Source organism: Natronorubrum halalkaliphilum (assembly GCF_009834785.1).
Taxonomy (GTDB): domain Archaea; phylum Halobacteriota; class Halobacteria; order Halobacteriales; family Natrialbaceae; genus Natronorubrum; species Natronorubrum halalkaliphilum.
Genome location: NZ_WUYX01000002.1, coordinates 21,356 through 39,737 on the forward strand (window position 1 = coordinate 21,356; position 18,382 = coordinate 39,737).

An 18,382-nucleotide genomic window follows, 5' to 3' on the forward strand; every position below is an offset into this window, starting at 1 on the left:
GTCGTGCGATCAGGTATGCACTGAGTTCCAGTGGCTACTATCCGATCGCTCGAGAACGGTCCCTGGCATCCGAGCGATCGGTGCATCCGTCTTTCTGACCTGACGCTCGGATCTGAGAGGTGTGTCAATCGGTACCTATATGTACATGGAGAGAACGGATATAATGTAGCATGCATTGGGTACTGAAACGGGCAGCCAGAGCAGGATTTACCGTTTTCCTCGTCGTTCATTTTACGTTCCTCCTGGTTCACTTCCTGCCGGGCAGTCCGATGGATTACCTCCAGGCCCAGCTTTCACGCCAACAAGGGCTCAGCGAGGGTGAAATCGAAGCGATGGCAGCGGTGTATCTCAACATGCACCCGGAGGCCTCGATCGGAGAACAGTACGTCGATTACATGTCCTCGTTGCTCACCGGCGACCTCGGCACCTCGATTTATTTCAACGAGTCGGTCGCGGAGCTCCTCGGAACCGCGATTCCGTGGACCGTCTTCTTGATGCTCAACGCGATCGCCATCTCGTTCGCCATCGGTATCTCACTCGGCGCGTTGATGGCGTATCTCGAGGGCAGTCGATTCGATAACGTCATGACGGTCGTCGCCATCGTCAGCAACTCGATTCCCTACTATATTATCGCCATTCTCCTCGTCTACCTGCTTGGCCACCAGCTCGATCTCTTCCCCGTCACCGGTCGGTACGACGACCGAACGACGCCCGGGTTAAACGTCCCGTTCCTCTCGAGCGTCGTCTATCACGCGACCTTGCCAGCCCTTTCGTGGGCCTTTGCCGGCCTCGGCGGGTGGGCACTCGCCATGCGGGCGAACAGTATCAGTATCCTGGGCGAAGATTACCTTCGTGTGGGCCGCCTACGAGGGTTACCGACCCGACGGCTGACGCTTCGCTACGTCGCGCGAAACGCCGTCCTCCCGCTGTATACGAACATGATGGTCGTCATCGGTTACGCGTTCGGCGGAGCGGTCGTCCTCGAGACGATCTTCGTCTATCGGGGCGTTGGATACTACCTGTTCAGGGGTATCGAAGCCAGGGACTTCCCGCTCATGATGGGGGCGTTCATCGTGATCACGATCGCCGTCGTGACCGCGCTGTTCCTGGCCGAACTGACCTACGGAAAACTCGACCCACGCGCACAGGAAGGAGGGACCGATGAGTCATTCTGACGGAACGTCGGGCGGGGACGACTTCCCGTTCCAGACGCCGACGACGGGCGAAACGACGCGGGAAGAACGCTGGTCGCGAACGATCGATCGGACGATCCTCGCGCCGATGCGGATCATTCTGAGCGACTGGCGCGGAAAGGTCGGCGTGACGATACTCGCGCTGTACCTGTTTATGGGAATCGCCGGCCCGTATCTGATCTCCCCACCGGAGACGGACACCGCCCACACGCTCGTCGGCCCGTTCGAAATGTGGCAGTACCCGCTCGGCACCGATAGCTCGGGCAGAAGTCTGCTCGCCGACGTGGTCCACGCGACCCCGCCGATGTTGAAGATGGTCTTCGCCGGCGGCGTCTTTGCGGTCACCGTCGGATCGATCGTCGGGATGGTCGCGGGCTACAAGGGCGGCCGCGTCGACCAGGCGCTGATGGTCATCACCGACTCGCTGATGGCCATTCCCGGCCTGCCGCTGATCATCGTCCTGGCGTTTCTCTTCGAGCCGCGAAACCCCTATCTCGTCGGTGTGATTCTCGCGATACCCGCCTGGGCGGTCCTCGCTCGCTCGATCCGATCGCAGATGCTACCGCTTCGAAACGTCGAATACGTCGAGGCAAACCGTCTGATGGGGATCTCTACCTGGAAGATCATCCTCAAAGACATCGCGCCGAATCTCATGCCCTACATCCTCGTGAGCTTCGTCAGCGCTTCCCGGGGCATCGTCTTCGATTCCGTCGCGCTGTACTTCCTCGGCGTCCTCCCCACCACCGATCCGAACTGGGGCGTGACGATGGACACCGCCTACTCGAGCGGCGGCGCGCTGTACTCGTGGGGTGCGGCCCACTGGCTGATCGCGCCGATGCTCGCCGTGGTCTTCCTCTCGCTGGGACTGATCCTGGTCGCACAGGCCGCAGACAAGCTATTCAACCCGCGGATTCGAGCGCGTCACCAGAAGACGACCGCAAGCGAAGACGACGAAGGCGAGCACGAACCACAGACACCGGCGAACGCGAACGTTCGGTGAAGCAGCGTCGTCCACGATCGGATTCGGCTCGGCGATCCGTTGTGCAAAAAACAATCGCGCGCCTGTCACCCGCACTTGTACCGAAACAGCCCGATAATAGCGATGAAGATCGTGATGACGAGCAGGTTGTACGAGGCGATGACGTACTCGGCCGAACCGCGCTCGAGATACGGGAACGAAAAGAGCGTCAGGACGCCGAGGGTGAACACCAGGATGCTGAGGATTTTGACCACAAACTCGTACGCACAGAGCCGATCCCAGACTGACTCGCTCATTATCGGGGTATTCGAGCGCGACTGTATAACGATTGGGGACGCACTGGTCGTCGGTAGAGAGCAGACAAAGCGAATCGTTCGCATGGCACAAATTTCAAGTAACTGGACGGCACAGTACGGGTCATGAATCCGGTATTGAGACGTATCGTCACGGACACGAGGTCTCGTGATGGAGTCTGCCAGATCGAACGGCGGTGGCTGTGATGGCGGCCAAGGAACGCGAACGGGCCGAGCCGAAACCCGACGACGTGATCATGAGCGTCGAAGACGTGACCGTGCGGTTCGGTATGGATCGGGGCGAATCTCGGGTGCTCGACTCGGTAAGCATGGACATCCATCGGAACGAAATCCTCGGTATCGTCGGCGAATCGGGATCCGGCAAATCCATGTTCGCCGACGCCCTCCTCGACGCCGTCGTCGATCCCGGTCGGGTCGACGGCTCGATCACGTATTACACGGACGACGGCGAACCCGTCGACGTCCTCGATCTCGATAAGGAATCGCTGCGGACGTTCCGGTGGGAACACGTCTCGATGGTCTTTCAGGGCGCGATGAACTCCTTTAACCCCACGATGGACATCCGGGGCCACTTCGTCGAGACGCTCGAGGCCCACGATTACGACGTCGAATCCGGCCTCGAGCACGCCCGAGAGTTACTCGAAGCGCTGTATCTCGACCCGGACCGAGTGCTCGATTCCTATCCACACGAACTGAGCGGCGGCATGTCTCAGCGGGCGCTCATCGCGTTGAGTCTCGTCCTCGAACCGGATGTCCTCGTGATGGACGAGCCAACGGCGGCGCTCGACTTGCTCATGCAGCGCTCGATTCTGAGTCTCCTCGAGACCGTCAAAGACGAGTACGATCTCACCATCGTGTTCATCACGCACGATCTGCCGCTGGTAACCGGGTTGGCAGACCGGATCGCCGTCCTCTACGCGTTCGATTTCGTGGAGGTGGGCACCGCAGCGAATCTCTTCGAGAACCCATCCCACCCGTATACCCGGTCGTTACTCAAGGCGATTCCGACGCTCGATACACCCCTCGATGAGATCAAACCCATCGAGGGCTCGAGTCCGGACCCCGTGTCACTGCCCACCGGGTGCACCTACCATCCGCGGTGCTCACTCGCGGACGACCGTTGTAAAGACGAAGAACCGGCGTTCCACGACGTGCCGGCCGACGACGGCCATCGGACGGCCTGCTTCCACTGGGAGGATGCCGCCGACGAAATTCCGCTCACGAGCGACGACGAGACGGACACAACGACCGAAATCGTGGGCGAACAATCCGACGAGGCGCTGCTGTCGCTCTCGGACGTCGAGGTTCACTTCGAACAGCAGGTCGGCCTGCTCGAGAGTTTCTTCTCCGACCCGAGTCCCGTACGAGCCGTCGATGGCGTCTCGCTCGATATCTACGAAAACGATGTCGTCGCGCTCGTCGGCGAAAGCGGGTGTGGAAAAACGACGCTCGGCAAGACCATCGTCGCGGCACAGCGGCCGACCGGTGGAGAAATCACCTACTCGGGACAGGACATTTGGGACGCAAAGGACGGCGAGGGCGACATCGAGATCCCGTACGGCGAGATCAGAAAAGCACTCCAGATCATCCACCAGGACCCCGGCAGTTCGCTCAATCCGAACCGGACCGTCATGGCGAACCTCGAGGTGCCGTTCAAGCAGTGGAACACGGAAATGGACCACAACGACCGAGAAAAGCGGATTCTCTCCATGCTCGAACACGTCGGCATGTCCCCGCCGCGGGATTACGCCCATCGCTACCCACACCAGTTGAGCGGCGGCGAGCAACAACGCGTGGCACTAATTCGCGCCCTCTCGATGAACCCTGGCGTCATCTTCGCCGACGAGGCCGTCTCGGCACTCGATGTTTCGCTACGCGTCGAAATGATGGATCTCATGCTCGAGTTGCAGGACGTCTTCGACACCTCGTTTCTGTTTACCTCGCACAACCTCTCGAACGCGCGGTATCTCTCGGCGAGTGTCGACGGTCGAATCGCGGTGATGTACCTCGGCGAAATCGTCGAAATCGGCCCGGGCGAAGAGGTGATTTCGAACCCGAAACACCCCTACACGAAGATTCTCAAGTGGTCGACGGAAGATATCGACACCGAAGGTGAAGTCGCGGAATCACCGCTGCGCGAGATCGACATTCCGGACCCGATCGACCCGCCGAGCGGCTGTTCGTTCCACACCCGCTGTCCGGACGCCCGCAAAGCGTGTACGGAGCACGATCCGCTACTGACACACGACGACAGCTCAGCGCATCACGCCGCCTGCTTCAGGGAGTATCCCGAAGATCACCCCTACTGGGACAGCGAACCGCTCAGCGAGGCCACCGACGAAACGGACGATTCCTCGGGTTCGGCGCTCGAGGCTGGCGACTGAGACGGTTTCCTGGCCCGGATTTTCCGTTTCGGATCAACAGCCGCTCGCGTCTCTGCCTGACTCGACCCGATATCGTTCGACAGCCGCTTCGTCTACCGACACGCCGAGACCCGGACCGTCCGGGACGCGAATTGCGCCGTTTTCGACCTCGAGTGGATCCTCGAGAACGTGATCTGCCCACCCGTAATACACCGAATCCGGCGCGAGCGTAAGCGCCGGCGTACTCGCATACAGGTGCAAGACGGCGGCCTGTTTGATCCCGAGATCGAATCCGTTGTGGTGAGTGACGGAGATGCCAGCCGCCTCCGCGACCGCGATCTGTTCTCTCACTCCGAGGAGGCCCCCCGCAGGGACCAGATCGACGCCGGCGACGTCGACCGCCGAGCGCTCACAGAGATAATAGAGGTTCCGCGGAAAGTACGTATCCTCGTTTGCTGCGATCGGTTGTCGAAGCCGCTGTCGAAGCCGTTCGTACGTCCCGTAGCTATCGATCCGACACGGCTGCTCCAAGTACTGAAGGTAGATCCCCGCGTCCTCGAGGGCCGCACCGGCCCGGACGGCTTCGTCGACCGTCCACCCCTGATTCGGATCGAGGCGGAACTCGAGTTCACCGTCGGTTTCGTCGTGCATCGCTCGAATCCGATCGACATCCGCCTTCCAGTCCGGCCCGGCCTTGGTCTTGAGTACGTCGAACCCCTGTTCGAGCGCGCGGGCGGCGTACCGTCGCGATTCGTCCTCCGAAAGCATCCCGAGACAGTAGGCGACGTCGACCGTCTCACGGAGGCCGCCCCCGAGCAGTTCCGAGACTGACGCGCCGCGTCGTTTTCCAAGCGCATCCCAGAGTGCCGTTTCGACCGCACCGAGGAAGGGACGCGTCTTGACGTACGGATAGTAAAATGACGCCACGAAATCCCGGATTTCGTCCAGGTCGCGGCCGATCAGTTCCGGGGCGATGACGTCGTCGATCACCGCTTTCGTCACCGACGGGGACTGCATCGCGGTTAGCATCTCCCCCCATCCGGTGATGCCGTCGTCCGTCTCGACACGAACCAGCGTTCGCCCGACCGTTTCGACCTCGTCGTGATTGCTGCTGTACGGTGCGAGACCACCCTCCTCGAGTGGGGCTACCGGCACCGCTATCGGAATCGTCTCGACGCGTGTGACTGCCATAGTATCGACACCGTCCGCGATAACTAAAAACCACCTCTCGAGGATGGCTGTCGACCGAGAGTTGAGACCGGAATCAGTCTCACCGATCGAACGGGTATAGCGATGAGAGTCCTCGTGTAGTCACACGGAAATATCGAATTTTTGATTGTTCCTTTGCAAATATATCATATAGATTTTATAGACTAATATCGGTCATTACTGCGATTGCACGCGCAGTTTTTCGACCGGGTGAGATCAACATTCGGAGACGACGAAGTCGCTCAAACACCTCGATCAATGCCCCTCCAAAATCGGATTCGACGCGTTCGCCTCGAAGTCGGTATCCTTGTGTTGCCCAACGCCGTCGAACGGAACCCGAGCAACGCCGCTTTCGCCGATTAGATAGACGACGCCAGTAATTCCCGGATCGACGGACCACTCAATTCGTCTGTATCGTTGTCCAGCGAGGGATCTACGTATCAACGCATGAATCGACTGAGACGGTCTCTAACCAGTCGAACTGGTAAGTTCCCGAACGAAATCCCGACCGAACGGAGATGTCATCGCCATCTCGATTACAACGGACGTCGTGAGTCATATACGCCTCGTCGAACGCCTCGAGAGATTCGATCACGTCGTCCGCAGCGAAACTCGTAGGACCTCAGGAGAAAGACTCACCGCGGCCGTTCCGTCTCCCGCGTTTTGTCAGTCCGGGCGACCTCGATCGATTCAGACTCGATCTCGAATTCGAATTTGTTAACGTCTTTCTCAAGGTTTATAGTAAAAGAGAGGTTTTCAAAAATGACGGACATATTAATATCCAGGCCCGATTGCGTGGCTCCGAGACTATCGTCCTTACGAACAGTATTGGAATCGCCGTCCGACCCGTTCGTCGTCTCGGTCACACACCCGACGAGGCCCCGGTCCGCCGACGGTCGTCAGGACCGTCCGTTGATGCATCGGAAACCGTATCCGAGAATTGATTTCTCCTTACCCAAAGAGTATCCAGAGTGAAAGGTCGATTTTCGGTGGCTCGAAACGCTGAATAGACTCAGCCGTCTCCCCTGCTTAACTTCGCCGTCAGACAAACGTGTCCCCGAACCGGGCTAGCCCTGCGATGTGAGTGGCGACGCTCTCGCATCGGCAGCAGACTGCCGTTGACAGCGGGGACGTTCCGTCGATTTGGCCATGATTTTCCCGTTAGGATCGTCAGCCCAACCGCTCCGACACAGAACTCGGGCTTCGAAAACAGTTAACCGCAGATAGTTCGTGTAATTGTTACGTCGGAAATCGTGCCACAACAGCAAGTCGTACGACTACGCCGAACTCACGGTGGAGAAGCGTCCTCTGACGGTTCGTCACGTACCTCGTACACCTCACTGAACACCTCTACAACGGCTTTGAACGTCGCCAAGAGAACCGGACCGAGTAGGAGTCCCAGGAACCCAAAGAGGTAGAGTCCACCGATGACACCGACGAGAACTGTCCCCGGATGAACTCCCGATCCCATATCGACCAGAATGGCACGCAAGTAGTTGTCCACGACCGACAGAACGGTGATTCCGTACGCCAACAGCAGCGTCGCACTGACCGGTTCACCGATCAGAAACAGGTAACCGACAACTGGCGCCCAGACCAGCCAGATTCCGATCGCCGGAAGGAACGAAACGACGATCATAATGATCGTCCAGAACGCAGCGTTCGGAACGCCGAGCAGATAGAGCCCGATCCCACCGAGGACCCCCTCTGCGAACGCAACGAGCACGTGACTCATCAGCACCGCCCACGTAACGTCTTCGATTTCGCTCACCAGTTCCTCTCGAGCGTCGTCTTGGATCGGTGCGACCGAACCGATCCAGCCGATCAATCGGTGACCGTCGACGAGGAAGTAATACAGCAAGAAAACCAGTACCAGTAGACCCAGCGCAATCTGGAAACTCGTATTCAGCAATCCGAGCATTTCCTGAAGGACGAGTTCGGCACTCCGCTCGAGGAATCCGTCGATTTCGGTGGTGAGATACGTCTCTAGTTCGGCAATAGTGGTGTCGTCGAGCCCAAGGTCGTAAAGTGCATCGCGAACGATTTCGGTGAGTGCCATGTCGTCGAGGTCGTCGACGAACGAGAGGACGGTCTGGAGGACGACGAGCGAGAGGCCGAGCAACGGAAGCACTGTCGCGACGATCCCGAAAACAGTGACAGCAGCCGCCGAGATTCGCGGTGAAATCGTAATCGTGGTTCCCCGGACCGCGACCGTTCGATGCGCGAGGGCTTCGTGGAGTGGGTAGAGAACGAACGCGAGCAGGGCAGCCGCTAACAGATACTGCAAGAGCGGGAGCACGACCAGTGCACCGACCCCACCGAGAAGGGCTACGAGAAACACCATAAATCCGACTCGAAGGTCCATGGGTGTGCATTCTGGGAAAGTCCTATTCAACTATTGGATTTTCGACGACGGTGTGACCGGGGACCGACGACCAAGCCGGCAGAAGGTGGGACACAATTCGGGAACGAACGCCTTCGACTCGTTCGAACGGGAAAACGCCAAAGGCAATCGCGACTGACCAGAGCCAGAGGGAGTCGACGGACGACCGACGGATACAACGAGGTTCCGAGCAACACCGCTCCGAGCCGTCAACGGCCTACGTGAGCGAGTTTGGTTGTGATTCGACCGAAATTGGCGAGCGTTTCGCGACCACTGATCGATTCCGTCGCGGCGAGTACTCCGGATACGTCCCCGCTCCGTTGCCGCGTCATACCATCGAATGGCCAGTGATCACAATGAGTTACCGCTCCGAATGACGCTACAGGCCCTTCGCCCGGGATACCGAGACGGACATACGATCCGTTTTCGATGGTCACTGGGTGAATCAGAATCCCTACGCTTACGGATATCCTCTTCCGATGACGACACGGATGGAGTTCGTCGAGAAGTATCAGACGGTGTTCGTTCTCGTGGCCATTATCGGCGGACTCGCGCTCGGCCAACTCTCCGGAGTTCCGGCCATCGCAGACTCGCTCATTCTTCCGTTTCTGATGGTGATGTTGTTCGGAGCGTTCGCCGGAATGCCGCTGTCGAAGCTTCGCTCAGCGTTCGGGAACCGACGCGTCATCGGGTCGAGCCTCCTGGTGAATTTTGTCTGGAGTCCGCTGCTGGCCGTCGTCCTCGGCGCAGCGTTTCTCCGCGATCACCCCGCACTGTGGGTTGGATTGATTATGCTCCTGGTGACTCCGTGTACGGACTGGTACCTGATTTTTACCGATATCGCGGACGGTGATGTCCCCCTCGCAACGGCTATTCTCCCGTACAATCTCGTCCTGCAGTTGCTACTGTTGCCCGTCTATCTCTACGCGTTTGCCGGAGAACTCGTCGAACTGCCGCTCGAATTACTGATCGAGAGCGTCGTCCTCGTGTTGATCGTCCCGCTCGTTCTCGCCGGCAGTGTTCGGAAGGGGCTCGTGCGCTGGCGAGGCGACCAGTGGTTCAGACGAACGTTTGCGTCGAAACTCGCGCCGGTACAGATCGTCTTTCTGAGCCTCGCTATCGGGGCGATGTTCGCCTCACAGGGCCAGATAATCGTCGACAATCCGGGACTGCTCGCACTGCTCGCCGTGCCGGTGATTCTCTTCTACGCGATAAATCTCGGCGTCGGGTTCGGAATCGGTCGAATACTGTCGTTCTCCTACGCGGAGATGGTCTGTTTCAACAATACGATTCTCTCGCGGAACTCGCCGACGGCCCTCGCGATCGCGGTCGTCGCGTTCCCACACGAACCGCTGATTCCGCTCGCACTGGTCATCGGACCGCTGCTCGAGCTCCCACTGTTAGGGCTGATCGCACGGATTCATCAGGAAATCAACGGCCGGGACTGGTGGCCGATCGGCACGCCTCCAATGTCCGATAGAAGTTGACACGCCACCGTAAGTGTGAACTCCTGAAGTTGGGTTCGGAAGCTACCAACAGCTTCGGGTTCGGGCGGCGACTTGCAAGCATATCCCGTCGCCGTTGGTGTATCGGCGCGACACCATCCGCGAGTGTAAACTTCGCAACCATATCCGATTATTATCAAAATGAAAGATTTTGGTATCCGTCTCTCACCTCGAGAGCAGAGCTACTTCGACGAAGGCAGTCGAGTGGCAAACGGCTCCTCCCTCGAACCAGTCGTTGTACCCAATCGCTGCTGTTCACCGTCGAACCCGAGTATCGCCACTTCGTACGTGCTGTGATTCGAACTCGGTGGAGTGTGTGTTCCAGAGTAACTGGTGTTCCATCTGCGAAGTGGTTTCGTCACTATAGGCACCGACCTCTCTGATACGTTAGTTGTACTCGAGCGAAATAGGATCGTGGAGCAACTGCCACAGCTATTCGATGGTGGCTAGCTTTGACGCGGTGGAGGTGGGACGCAGAGGGTGCGGGTTTCGCAACCGGAGAAACAGCGGACACACTGGTGTTCCAATTAACGGCTTCACACCCGATTGGCATGGCACAACCGACGGACCCGTACGCGGGAGTGGGCAATACGCCCATACGCTCACAAAGGATTACGACCCGCTGCTGACTGAACGGTCAGTAACATTTATGCCGTCGGCTGACTAATCGTTCAGTTAGAGCCAGCAGCGGGTATTTACGCGTGTATGTGTGTAATTACTGAGACCGTCGAGGACGCAAATCGAGCGGCGAAAAACGCCGAGTACACGGCTTCTCTACGGCCTACAGGCGAAAGTCGACTCCAGACGAACACCCCGGCCCGGATTCGAACTGAGAGGGTCTGCTACAGCTGCACCTGGATCGACCTATCGTCGCGTTACTGAGCGTCGTCGACGCGTATCTGATCGCCCATACGCACAACGTCCACCTCGAGGTCCAGGAAGACTGGCGCTGTTCGTCCTGTTACCGCGAACTCGAGGACGACCTGTCGTTCTGTTCGTGGTGTGGAGCCGAACTTCCGGAGCCGATCGACGAAGCCACGGATCCCGGCGATGACGCGGCGGAGCCGAACGAGACGGCCGATCGCTGAGATCGGATCGCTGCAGTCGGCTCTTGGTGCCGGTAGCCGGGTCTCGACGGTTTTTCGGGAACGTCCTGTTCTTCGACCACCCGCTCCGCTTCGGACCGATCACGCGTACGAATTGCCGTAACGATGTACCGGCCATCGCCAGCACCGGTGTCGGCGACCGGTGCGCATTGACCACAGCAGTCCGTATCAATCGTCGCTGGCCGCCACGTCGGGCCGGTAGGTCTCGCTGATCGTCTTCCACTTGTCCGTGCGGAATCGCCAGTAGTTGATTGCGGCGGGGACGCTCGTCTCCGCGAGGAACGCGAGGTACAGCCCCCAGTATCCCAGGGCGGTCGTCGCGCCGAGGTAGGCGAGCGGAATCGAGACGAGAAACATGCCGATGAACTGACTCGCGAAGGGGACTTGCGTATCGCCGCTGGCGTCGAGCGGCCCTGCCGCGGCACCGGCGACTCCCTGGAAGACGACCGCGAAACAGGCGGCGTAGACGAGATTGACGGCGATCGGTATCTCGGGACTCGTCGGATCGTCCGCGAACAGGACGACGATCTGCTCGGCAAAGATCGCGATGAGAATCGCCGAGATGACGTACGTCGCGACGGAGAAGCGGATAATATCGCGGCCGTACGCTTTCGCCGTTCGTTCGTCGTTCTGGCCGAGCGCCTGTCCGACCAGACTCGAGGAGGCCAATCCGAAGCCCCAACCCGGCGTGTTCATGATCCCCCAGATGCGACGGGCGATGACGAACGCGGCGACGGTGTTCTCGCCGAAGAGATCGAGGATCCCGAGCATCGGGAACTCGGCGACGGTCCAGACGAGATTCCGACCGCCGACCGGCAGCCCGATGGTGATGATGTCGCGGAGGGTTTCGGGGTCGAGGTAGGTTCCGAACGGATCGACCTGAATGGGGAACGCGCCGATACCGGGCAGTCGACCGGCGCCGATTCCGAGCGCGAACGTCGCCGTTACCGCAACGTTCGAAAGGACCGTCCCGTACGCTGCGCCGGCGACGCCCAGGTCGAGACCGAAAATGAACGCCGCGCTCAGGACGATGTTGGCGAGCGCGCCGCCGGCGCGGACCTGCATCGCGGTGTAGGAATCGTCCGCGCCGACGAGCGCTCGGCTGCCGACCAGGTTCAGTCCCGCAAAGGGGATGCCGAGTGCGACGATCCGGAGATACGTCGCGCCGTAGTCGATCGCGCGCTCGTTGCTACTCAGCAGGGAGATAAGTTCGTGTGGCACGAGCCAGAAGACGGCCGTGACCGGCAGGCTGATCACGACGACGAGGAGCGTACTCGAGCGGATGGCCACGCCTAACTCGTCGTAGGCCTCCGCGCCGAATCGCTGGGAGACGAGTGCGATGGTGCCGCCGGCGACGCCGCCGCCGATAGCGAACGCGAGTCCCCAGAACGGGCCCGCGAAACCGACACCCGCAACGGCGGAGGTCCCGACCGCGACGCCGACCATCGCGACGTCGACGGCGTTTTTCGACATTCGGGCGATGCCGGTGACGATACGAGGCCACGCGAGGGCGGTCGTCTGGATCGCTCGCTCCCGGTCGATCACCCCCAGACGGGCGAGTGCGAGACCGATATAGAGAATCGTAAGACGCAACGGATTCGGGAGACGGACCACAGTTATTGTCAGTTTATTAGTAGAGGTGTTGAAATGGGTTTCGTTAGTCGCCGACCCGTGACGGGCATTGTCAGGGTACGAGAGCGGTGATGCGACGCCGAACCAGCCACCGATGAGAATGCGTTGAGTGGCCTATCGTCCGCCCCGTCACACGAGTCAAGGGAGCGTCACGTACTGAAACCGACGCCCCGGCGGGCAACGTCGCCCGGGCCGAACGCTGCAGCGGGAATTCCAAAACGCGTCGCCGGACGATTAGACGACCGACTCGACCGACTCGTAGTTCGTCGCCACCTCGAGAAACGCACGTAGCTGGCGACGCACTCGGTCTCTCGACTGGGACGGACAGCAATCAGCGAGTGCATCGATATGTCTGTGGCAAGCGTCTATCGACTTCGAGGATGACCGTGTCTCTGTCGGTGCAGCGCCGGAGTTCAAGTGCGCCGATACGTGAAATCCGAGTGCAGTCCCGTGGTCGATCAGTCGCTGTCGGTCGTCGGACTCGATTTCTGCGACGAGTGCTGCAAGTTCGGCCGCGCCTCCGGTAAGAGCACCGAGCTGTCGAACGGCGTCGAGATCGGCAGTCGAAGCAGCGTCGGCTTCGTACCCGGTCGCGTGTCCTTCCTGTACTCGCCTGTTCGCCCTGACGAGGATGGCGAAATACCGCTGGACCATCCGAGGCGGCCCGCAAACGGAGAGCATCGTCTCGAACGCCGTTGACTCGAGGAGGTCGCCGCGAAGAATATCGCGCGTCGGATCGTAGTCCGGGGGCCCCGAACTGGAGTGGTCGAACGCCGTTCGGTGAACGTCCGTCTGTAACGAGGCGAGTTCGAGGGCGGCAGCGATGGGAAGAACCTGCTCCTGATCGTGATCCCGACTCTGACCCCGTCCCCGATTCCGGTCGGAATCGAGAGCGCGATGCCCAGCCGTACATCCGTCGACCAGTGCAAGAAATACCTGGCCGCGAGTTCGGGGACGACCGATCGATAACGGCGCCTCGCGATACCGATCGAACTCGTCCGCTTCGGGGAGACGGCTTCGAATCGCGTCTTCAATCTCCGTTCGTCTCTGGATGATCGTTTCTCTCATAGCTGATGACCGGTGGGCGTTACGCATCCCATGCAGAGATCCGCAGTTAGTCGCTGGTTTGCAACCCCTTACTGGTCGATGAGTTTACATCACTATGAAGGCTTTGTATTTCTCGTTTGGCCCACACTGACTAGCAATGGCTACCCGTCAAGCGCCACCTGCCGCCGTGAAGGGGCACAAAACGTCGCGCTCGAGAGCGATCACTCAGTTGCGGACGACTCCTCAAGCAGATGGCGATCGATATATCGCAGCACGTGCTGTCGATTTCGACGATACAGCTCCCGATCGTCGAGCGTGGCTCCCCGTTCCATCGTCCCGATGAGCACCGAGTGGATGAAATCCGCGGTTCGTTCCGGGTCGACTGACCGAAATTGCCCCGACTCGACACCGCGTTCTATCACGTTCGTGAGCTCTGACTGCAGGAGTTGGTCGTTCTGTTCGATCAGGTCGTGATACGCGGTACTGTGGGGTGCCTGCGATCTGATCTCGAAAAACGCCTGTCGGAATCGAAGCTGATCGTCGTCCAACTGTTCGGGCAGGATTCGATCGACCAATCCGACGAGCGTCTCGTACGGGTCCCCGGTCATCTCCTCGTTGATTTTCGTCTCGAACCGCTCGAGAAGATACCGGAGGAAGTCGGTGAGGAGATCGTCTTTATCCTCGTAGTGGTAGTACAACAGTCCCTTGCTCTTGTCGAATTCCGCGACGATACTCGAGATCGTCGTATCCGGATAGCCGTGTTCGCACAACGCCCGGTATGTCGCATGCATTATCGCTTCCGTCGTTTCATCCGAACGAGATCGAGTGCCCATCGATAGACGTACTCTGTGTAGAAGATACATGATTTTTGCCATCGAATTCCGTGCAGTGCAATACTATCAGGGTCCGAACTATTATGAATCATTACGTAGCTATCCGATGACTCCGCTGCTCAAGCGGCAAGCCTACTTACCACCAAAGACGGGAAACACATCTGTACACCCCGTCCGTCCGCAACTACAGACGCTCCAGTATCGACCCCTCCCGGGTGTTGTGCGCCGAGGTCCAACGCCGTTGCTGTCACGGAAGCGCAGTATGATCTCGCTTCCCTCGGTTTCAGATAGTGTTCTACCTTCCGAGAGGTATGGTTCTGATCAAGTCAATAAACTGTGCGTGACCGAATTTTCAACGCCGATCGACGACTCGAGACGAGTTGCTGTCGGGGTCGTATTTCGGTCGTGAGGTTGACTATGTAATCCAATAGCGGAAAGAGACGACCATACGCTGTCCGTTGTCTCAGATAACACAAACAGTAGACGGGGCTGAACCTGCAGAAGCAGTAGTTGGGAGTGCGTCATTTCGAAAATCCTCGATGATGTATACGCTGTCGAACCTACCTGTTACGGAATAGAACGCCTAAGTTATCCGTTTAAATATCATTCAAGGAATGCAGATACCGGTCAGCGTTGATCAGTGGCTCAGATCAGTTTCGTTCGCGCGGAGCTATCTCCTCACGACAGCAAAATGATGAAAGAAACGCGATCGATTAATTCGACGCGATCGACTGCCGTCGAGCCGCTCGGAGATGCCGAACCGCCGCGAGGTAAACGCGAGCGCACCGAGAATCATCGGCGTATCGCCGAGCGTTCGCGCCCAGAGCAGCGTCTGGACGTGATCCTGCTCGTAGAACTCGAGACTCCGTGCGGCGGCGCAGTATGTCCGGAAGAGTGAACGGTACTTCGGAGGAAAACTACAACCTACTGGCACCGAGAGTCTTCCCGTATGTGTTGGATGGTGGCTGATCACTGGTCGCTCGAGTCGGCTCGAACGGGTACCGCCCAGTCCCGCGTTCGCTCGAGGTGGATCGCGTGAACGCGAATGATCGCGCGATCACGGGCTACGTCATGGCCGGTCACGGACTGGTCCACACCTACGAAATGTCGATCCCGATCCTGATGACGATCTGGCTGCTCGAGTTTTCGGTCACGGCTGCGGTACTCGGCCTCGTCGTCACCATCGGCTACGGCCTGTTCGGAGTCGGCGCGCTTCCGGGGGGCCTCCTCGTCGACCGGTACGGTTCCCGGCTCCTGATCGTCGGCTGTCTCCTCGGCATGGGGCTCTCCTTTCTGGTGCTCGCGCTCTCCCCGGGTATCGGCGGCGTCGCGCTCGCGCTCGCCGTCTGGGGGATCGCCGCGAGCGTCTACCATCCGGCGGGGCTCGCGCTGATCAGTAACGGCGTCCGGGACGACGTTCGGGGAACGGCCTTCGCCTATCACGGGATGGCCGGCAACGGCGGGATCGCGTTCGGGCCGCTGGCGACCGCGCTACTGTTGCTCGCATTCGAGTGGCGACTCGTCGTCGCGGTGCTCGCTGTGCCGGCGCTGTTGGCAGCGGTCGCCGGACTGGTGACCGAGTTCGACGAGACCGCCGCCGTGCAGGTCACCGACGGCGGCCGCGACGAGTCATCGGTCGACTCGCTCTCGGCGTTCGTCACCAGCACGCGACAGGTGTTCACGCTCGGGTTCGCGCTCGTCTTCGTCGTGGTGATGTTTAACGGGCTGTACTACCGCGGCGTCCTCACGTTCCTCCCCGAACTGCTGGACGATTTCCTCGTCGCGTTCGTCGGGGAGTTCCGACTCGAGCTATTCGGTCCGGAAAGCCCGGTCGCCGAGGAGTTCGACCTCGCTCAGTACGTCTACGTCGGGTTGTTGACCATCGGCATCGGCGGTCAGTATTTCGGCGGTAAACTCACCGATCGAATCGCGCCCGAACGCGGGTTGGTCGGGATGCTTCTTACGCTCTCAGCGATCGCCCTCGTGTTCGTCCCCGCCGCGGAAGCGAGTCTGGCGACGCTGTTCGCGGCGAGCGTCGCGCTCGGATTCGCGCTGTTCGCGATGCAGCCGCTCACGCAGGCGACGATCGCGAAGTACTCGCCGCCTGACGCTCGCGGCCTCTCCTTTGGCTACACCTACCTCGGCATCTTCGGGATCGGCGCGCTCGGGGCAACCGTCACCGGCTTGGTTCTCACCCACGCGTCGGTCGTCGCCGTCTTCGCCGTACTCGCCGTCTTCGCCGCGATCGGCTGCGTGCTGGCGTCGGGGCTCGTTCTCCGCGGCTGATTCGCCGATTCGTGAGCCACGGAAACGAAGTCGAACTCCTACGGACGAACTTTTTCGGCGGCCTCGCGATGGTCCTCGAGCGAGAGCGCGATCGCCCGCGCCTCCTCGCGGATCGCCTCGGCGTCGACGACGGTGACCTCGCCGTCCTCGACGAGGACGTTGCCGTCGACCATCGAAAACACGACGTCGTCGCCGTGGGCACCGTAGACGAGATGCGAGAGCGGATCGTGCAACGGGGTCGCTCGAGTCGGCTCCGTACTGACGCCGACGATGTCCGCGCGCCACCCCTCGCGAATCGCGCCGAGTCGGTCGAAGCCCGCGGCGCGAGCGCCGTTTATCGTCGCCATCTCGAACAGTTCCGGAGCGGGTGCCGAGACGGGGTTCAGCCGGTCGACCTTCTGGAGGAGGCTGCCCTGGCGCATCTCGGTGAAGGGGTCGAGCGTGTTGTTACACGGTGGGCCGTCGTTGCCCAGCGCGACGTTGATCCCGCGCTCTAAGTAGTCCGTCACCGGCGCGATCCCGCTCGCGAGTTTCATGTTCGACGACGGACAGTGCGTCACGTGGGTTCCCGTCTCCGCCAACACCTCGCGCTCGCTCTCGTCGGTCCAGACGCAGTGGGCGAGCACGACGTCCTCGCCGGTGAGACCGACCTCGTCCAGCCAGTGGATGTTTCGCATCCCCGTGTCTTCCTCGACCGTTTCGATCTCGCTGCGGTTCTCGCTCGCGTGGGTGTGGATGCGGACGCCGTCGTACGCGTCGGCCAGGTCCCGAGCACCGCGGAGACAGCGTTCGGAGCAGGAGACGGCAAAGCGAGGCGTGACGGCGTAGCGGATACGGTCGTCGAACGAGCCGTGATACGCCTGAATCAGTCGCTCGCTCTCGGCCAGCGCCTCGTCGGTGTCCTCGAGCAGGCCGTCCGGCGAGCGTCGGTCCATCATGACCTTCCCGAGGACGCCGCGAATTCCGATCTCGCCCGCCGCTTCGAACGCGCGATCGGCGTGGTTGACCGAGAGGTGGTCGATACACGTCGTCGTCCCGCTCTCGATCATCTCGAGGTAGCCTAGTTTCGCCGCGGTTTCCATTTCCTCTGCCGAAAGGGAGGCCTCCATCGGCAGGATGTACTCGAACAGCCAGTCGAGGAGTTCGTGGTCGTCGGCGATCCCGCGGCCCAGACTCTGTACCGAGTGAATGTGGCCGCCGACGAGTCCCGGAAGCAAAAGATCGTACTCGCGTTCCTCGTGGCTCGGATACCGATCGACGATCTCGCTCCGCGGACCGACCGCCTCGATTCGGGAGCCCTCGACGACTACGCTCCCGTCATCGATGACGGTGTCGGCGTCGGCGATAATAGTTCCAGAACAGATCATACGGCCGCTAGACGGAGGCCACTCGTAAAATCGTTGCTCTCTGGGAGTTCGCTACTGGCTGTGGACACTCGCGTCCACTGCCACGCTCGTCGGCGTCACAGCTTTTCACGAATCACAGAGATGTTTCTTGTATTATGTAACTGGATATCCTATACAGACATAATA

Annotated in this window: 13 protein-coding genes; 6 read left to right on the plus strand and 7 right to left on the minus strand. The window is 60.1% G+C overall.

The genetic code is table 11. The annotated features are described in order from the left end of the window. Positions 1-170: 170 nt before the first annotated feature. The gene (locus GS429_RS00100) at positions 171-1,175 is read left to right on the plus strand and encodes an ABC transporter permease (protein WP_160061497.1); all 1,005 of its coding nucleotides are present in this window, start codon (positions 171-173) and stop codon (positions 1,173-1,175) included. After that, positions 1,162-2,193: an ABC transporter permease gene (locus tag GS429_RS00105; protein ID WP_160061499.1), complete on the plus strand. Its 1,032-nt coding sequence runs from the start codon at positions 1,162-1,164 to the stop codon at positions 2,191-2,193. The genes GS429_RS00100 and GS429_RS00105 overlap by 14 nt, the downstream gene beginning before the upstream one ends. A 65-nt stretch (positions 2,194-2,258) precedes the next feature. Here GS429_RS00105 and GS429_RS00110 read toward each other — a convergent pair whose 3' ends face one another. Continuing rightward, a complete protein-coding gene (locus GS429_RS00110) occupies positions 2,259-2,468 on the minus strand; it encodes a hypothetical protein (protein ID WP_160061501.1) in 210 nt (69 codons plus the stop codon). 203 nt (positions 2,469-2,671) lie between these two features. On the opposite strand from GS429_RS00110, the gene GS429_RS00115 reads away from it, so the two are divergent. After that, complete coding sequence (locus GS429_RS00115) at positions 2,672-4,870, plus strand: ABC transporter ATP-binding protein (RefSeq protein WP_160061503.1); 2,199 nt, start codon at positions 2,672-2,674, stop codon at positions 4,868-4,870. A 33-nt stretch (positions 4,871-4,903) separates the two neighbouring features. Here GS429_RS00115 and GS429_RS00120 read toward each other — a convergent pair whose 3' ends face one another. Both GS429_RS00120 and GS429_RS00125 read right to left on the minus strand, forming a co-directional pair. After that, positions 4,904-6,040, minus strand: a complete 1,137-nt coding sequence (locus GS429_RS00120) for a mandelate racemase/muconate lactonizing enzyme family protein (protein WP_160061505.1) — start codon at positions 6,038-6,040, stop codon at positions 4,904-4,906. Positions 6,041-7,346: 1,306 nt separating this feature from the next. After that, positions 7,347-8,423 (minus strand): AI-2E family transporter, encoded by a 1,077-nt coding sequence (locus tag GS429_RS00125; protein WP_160061507.1) that lies wholly within the window; start codon positions 8,421-8,423, stop codon positions 7,347-7,349. 509 nt (positions 8,424-8,932) lie between these two features. On the opposite strand from GS429_RS00125, the gene GS429_RS00130 reads away from it, so the two are divergent. Both GS429_RS00130 and GS429_RS22545 read left to right on the plus strand, forming a co-directional pair. Further along, a complete protein-coding gene (locus GS429_RS00130) occupies positions 8,933-9,928 on the plus strand; it encodes an arsenic resistance protein (RefSeq protein ID WP_160061531.1) in 996 nt (331 codons plus the stop codon). 920 nt (positions 9,929-10,848) lie between these two features. Continuing rightward, positions 10,849-11,034 carry a DUF7575 domain-containing protein gene (locus GS429_RS22545; RefSeq protein ID WP_425438168.1) on the plus strand — a complete coding sequence of 62 codons (186 nt, stop codon included), beginning with the start codon at positions 10,849-10,851 and terminating at the stop codon, positions 11,032-11,034. Between the two features lie 186 nt (positions 11,035-11,220). On the opposite strand, the gene GS429_RS00135 is transcribed toward GS429_RS22545, so the two are convergent. From GS429_RS00135 to GS429_RS00145, 3 genes are all read right to left on the minus strand, one after another. Beyond that, a complete protein-coding gene (locus tag GS429_RS00135; protein WP_328821169.1) occupies positions 11,221-12,666 on the minus strand; it encodes an MATE family efflux transporter in 1,446 nt (481 codons plus the stop codon). Positions 12,667-12,918: 252 nt separating this feature from the next. Then, positions 12,919-13,752, minus strand: a complete 834-nt coding sequence (locus tag GS429_RS00140) for a polyprenyl synthetase family protein (protein ID WP_160061509.1) — start codon at positions 13,750-13,752, stop codon at positions 12,919-12,921. A 200-nt stretch (positions 13,753-13,952) separates the two neighbouring features. Further along, positions 13,953-14,522 carry a TetR/AcrR family transcriptional regulator gene (locus GS429_RS00145; RefSeq protein ID WP_235920690.1) on the minus strand — a complete coding sequence of 190 codons (570 nt, stop codon included), beginning with the start codon at positions 14,520-14,522 and terminating at the stop codon, positions 13,953-13,955. Positions 14,523-15,599: 1,077 nt separating this feature from the next. On the opposite strand from GS429_RS00145, the gene GS429_RS00150 reads away from it, so the two are divergent. Continuing rightward, entirely contained in the window at positions 15,600-16,850 is a 1,251-nt protein-coding gene (locus tag GS429_RS00150) for an MFS transporter (protein ID WP_425438167.1), read from the plus strand. A gap of 38 nt (positions 16,851-16,888) precedes the next feature. Here GS429_RS00150 and GS429_RS00155 read toward each other — a convergent pair whose 3' ends face one another. Continuing rightward, positions 16,889-18,217, minus strand: a complete 1,329-nt coding sequence (locus GS429_RS00155) for a 5'-deoxyadenosine deaminase (protein ID WP_160061513.1) — start codon at positions 18,215-18,217, stop codon at positions 16,889-16,891. Positions 18,218-18,382 lie beyond the last annotated feature (165 nt).

Coding starts and splice junctions, on each gene's coding strand:
- GS429_RS00140 (WP_160061509.1), bottom strand. CDS start 13,752: ATGAGAGAAACGATCATCCAGAGACGAACGGAGATTGAAGACGCGATT.
- GS429_RS00130 (WP_160061531.1), top strand. CDS start 8,933: ATGGAGTTCGTCGAGAAGTATCAGACGGTGTTCGTTCTCGTGGCCATT.
- GS429_RS00120 (WP_160061505.1), bottom strand. CDS start 6,040: ATGGCAGTCACACGCGTCGAGACGATTCCGATAGCGGTGCCGGTAGCC.
- GS429_RS00100 (WP_160061497.1), top strand. CDS start 171: ATGCATTGGGTACTGAAACGGGCAGCCAGAGCAGGATTTACCGTTTTC.
- GS429_RS00115 (WP_160061503.1), top strand. CDS start 2,672: ATGGCGGCCAAGGAACGCGAACGGGCCGAGCCGAAACCCGACGACGTG.
- GS429_RS00110 (WP_160061501.1), bottom strand. CDS start 2,468: ATGAGCGAGTCAGTCTGGGATCGGCTCTGTGCGTACGAGTTTGTGGTC.
- GS429_RS00105 (WP_160061499.1), top strand. CDS start 1,162: ATGAGTCATTCTGACGGAACGTCGGGCGGGGACGACTTCCCGTTCCAG.
- GS429_RS00125 (WP_160061507.1), bottom strand. CDS start 8,423: ATGGACCTTCGAGTCGGATTTATGGTGTTTCTCGTAGCCCTTCTCGGT.
- GS429_RS00145 (WP_235920690.1), bottom strand. CDS start 14,522: ATGCATGCGACATACCGGGCGTTGTGCGAACACGGCTATCCGGATACG.
- GS429_RS00155 (WP_160061513.1), bottom strand. CDS start 18,217: ATGATCTGTTCTGGAACTATTATCGCCGACGCCGACACCGTCATCGAT.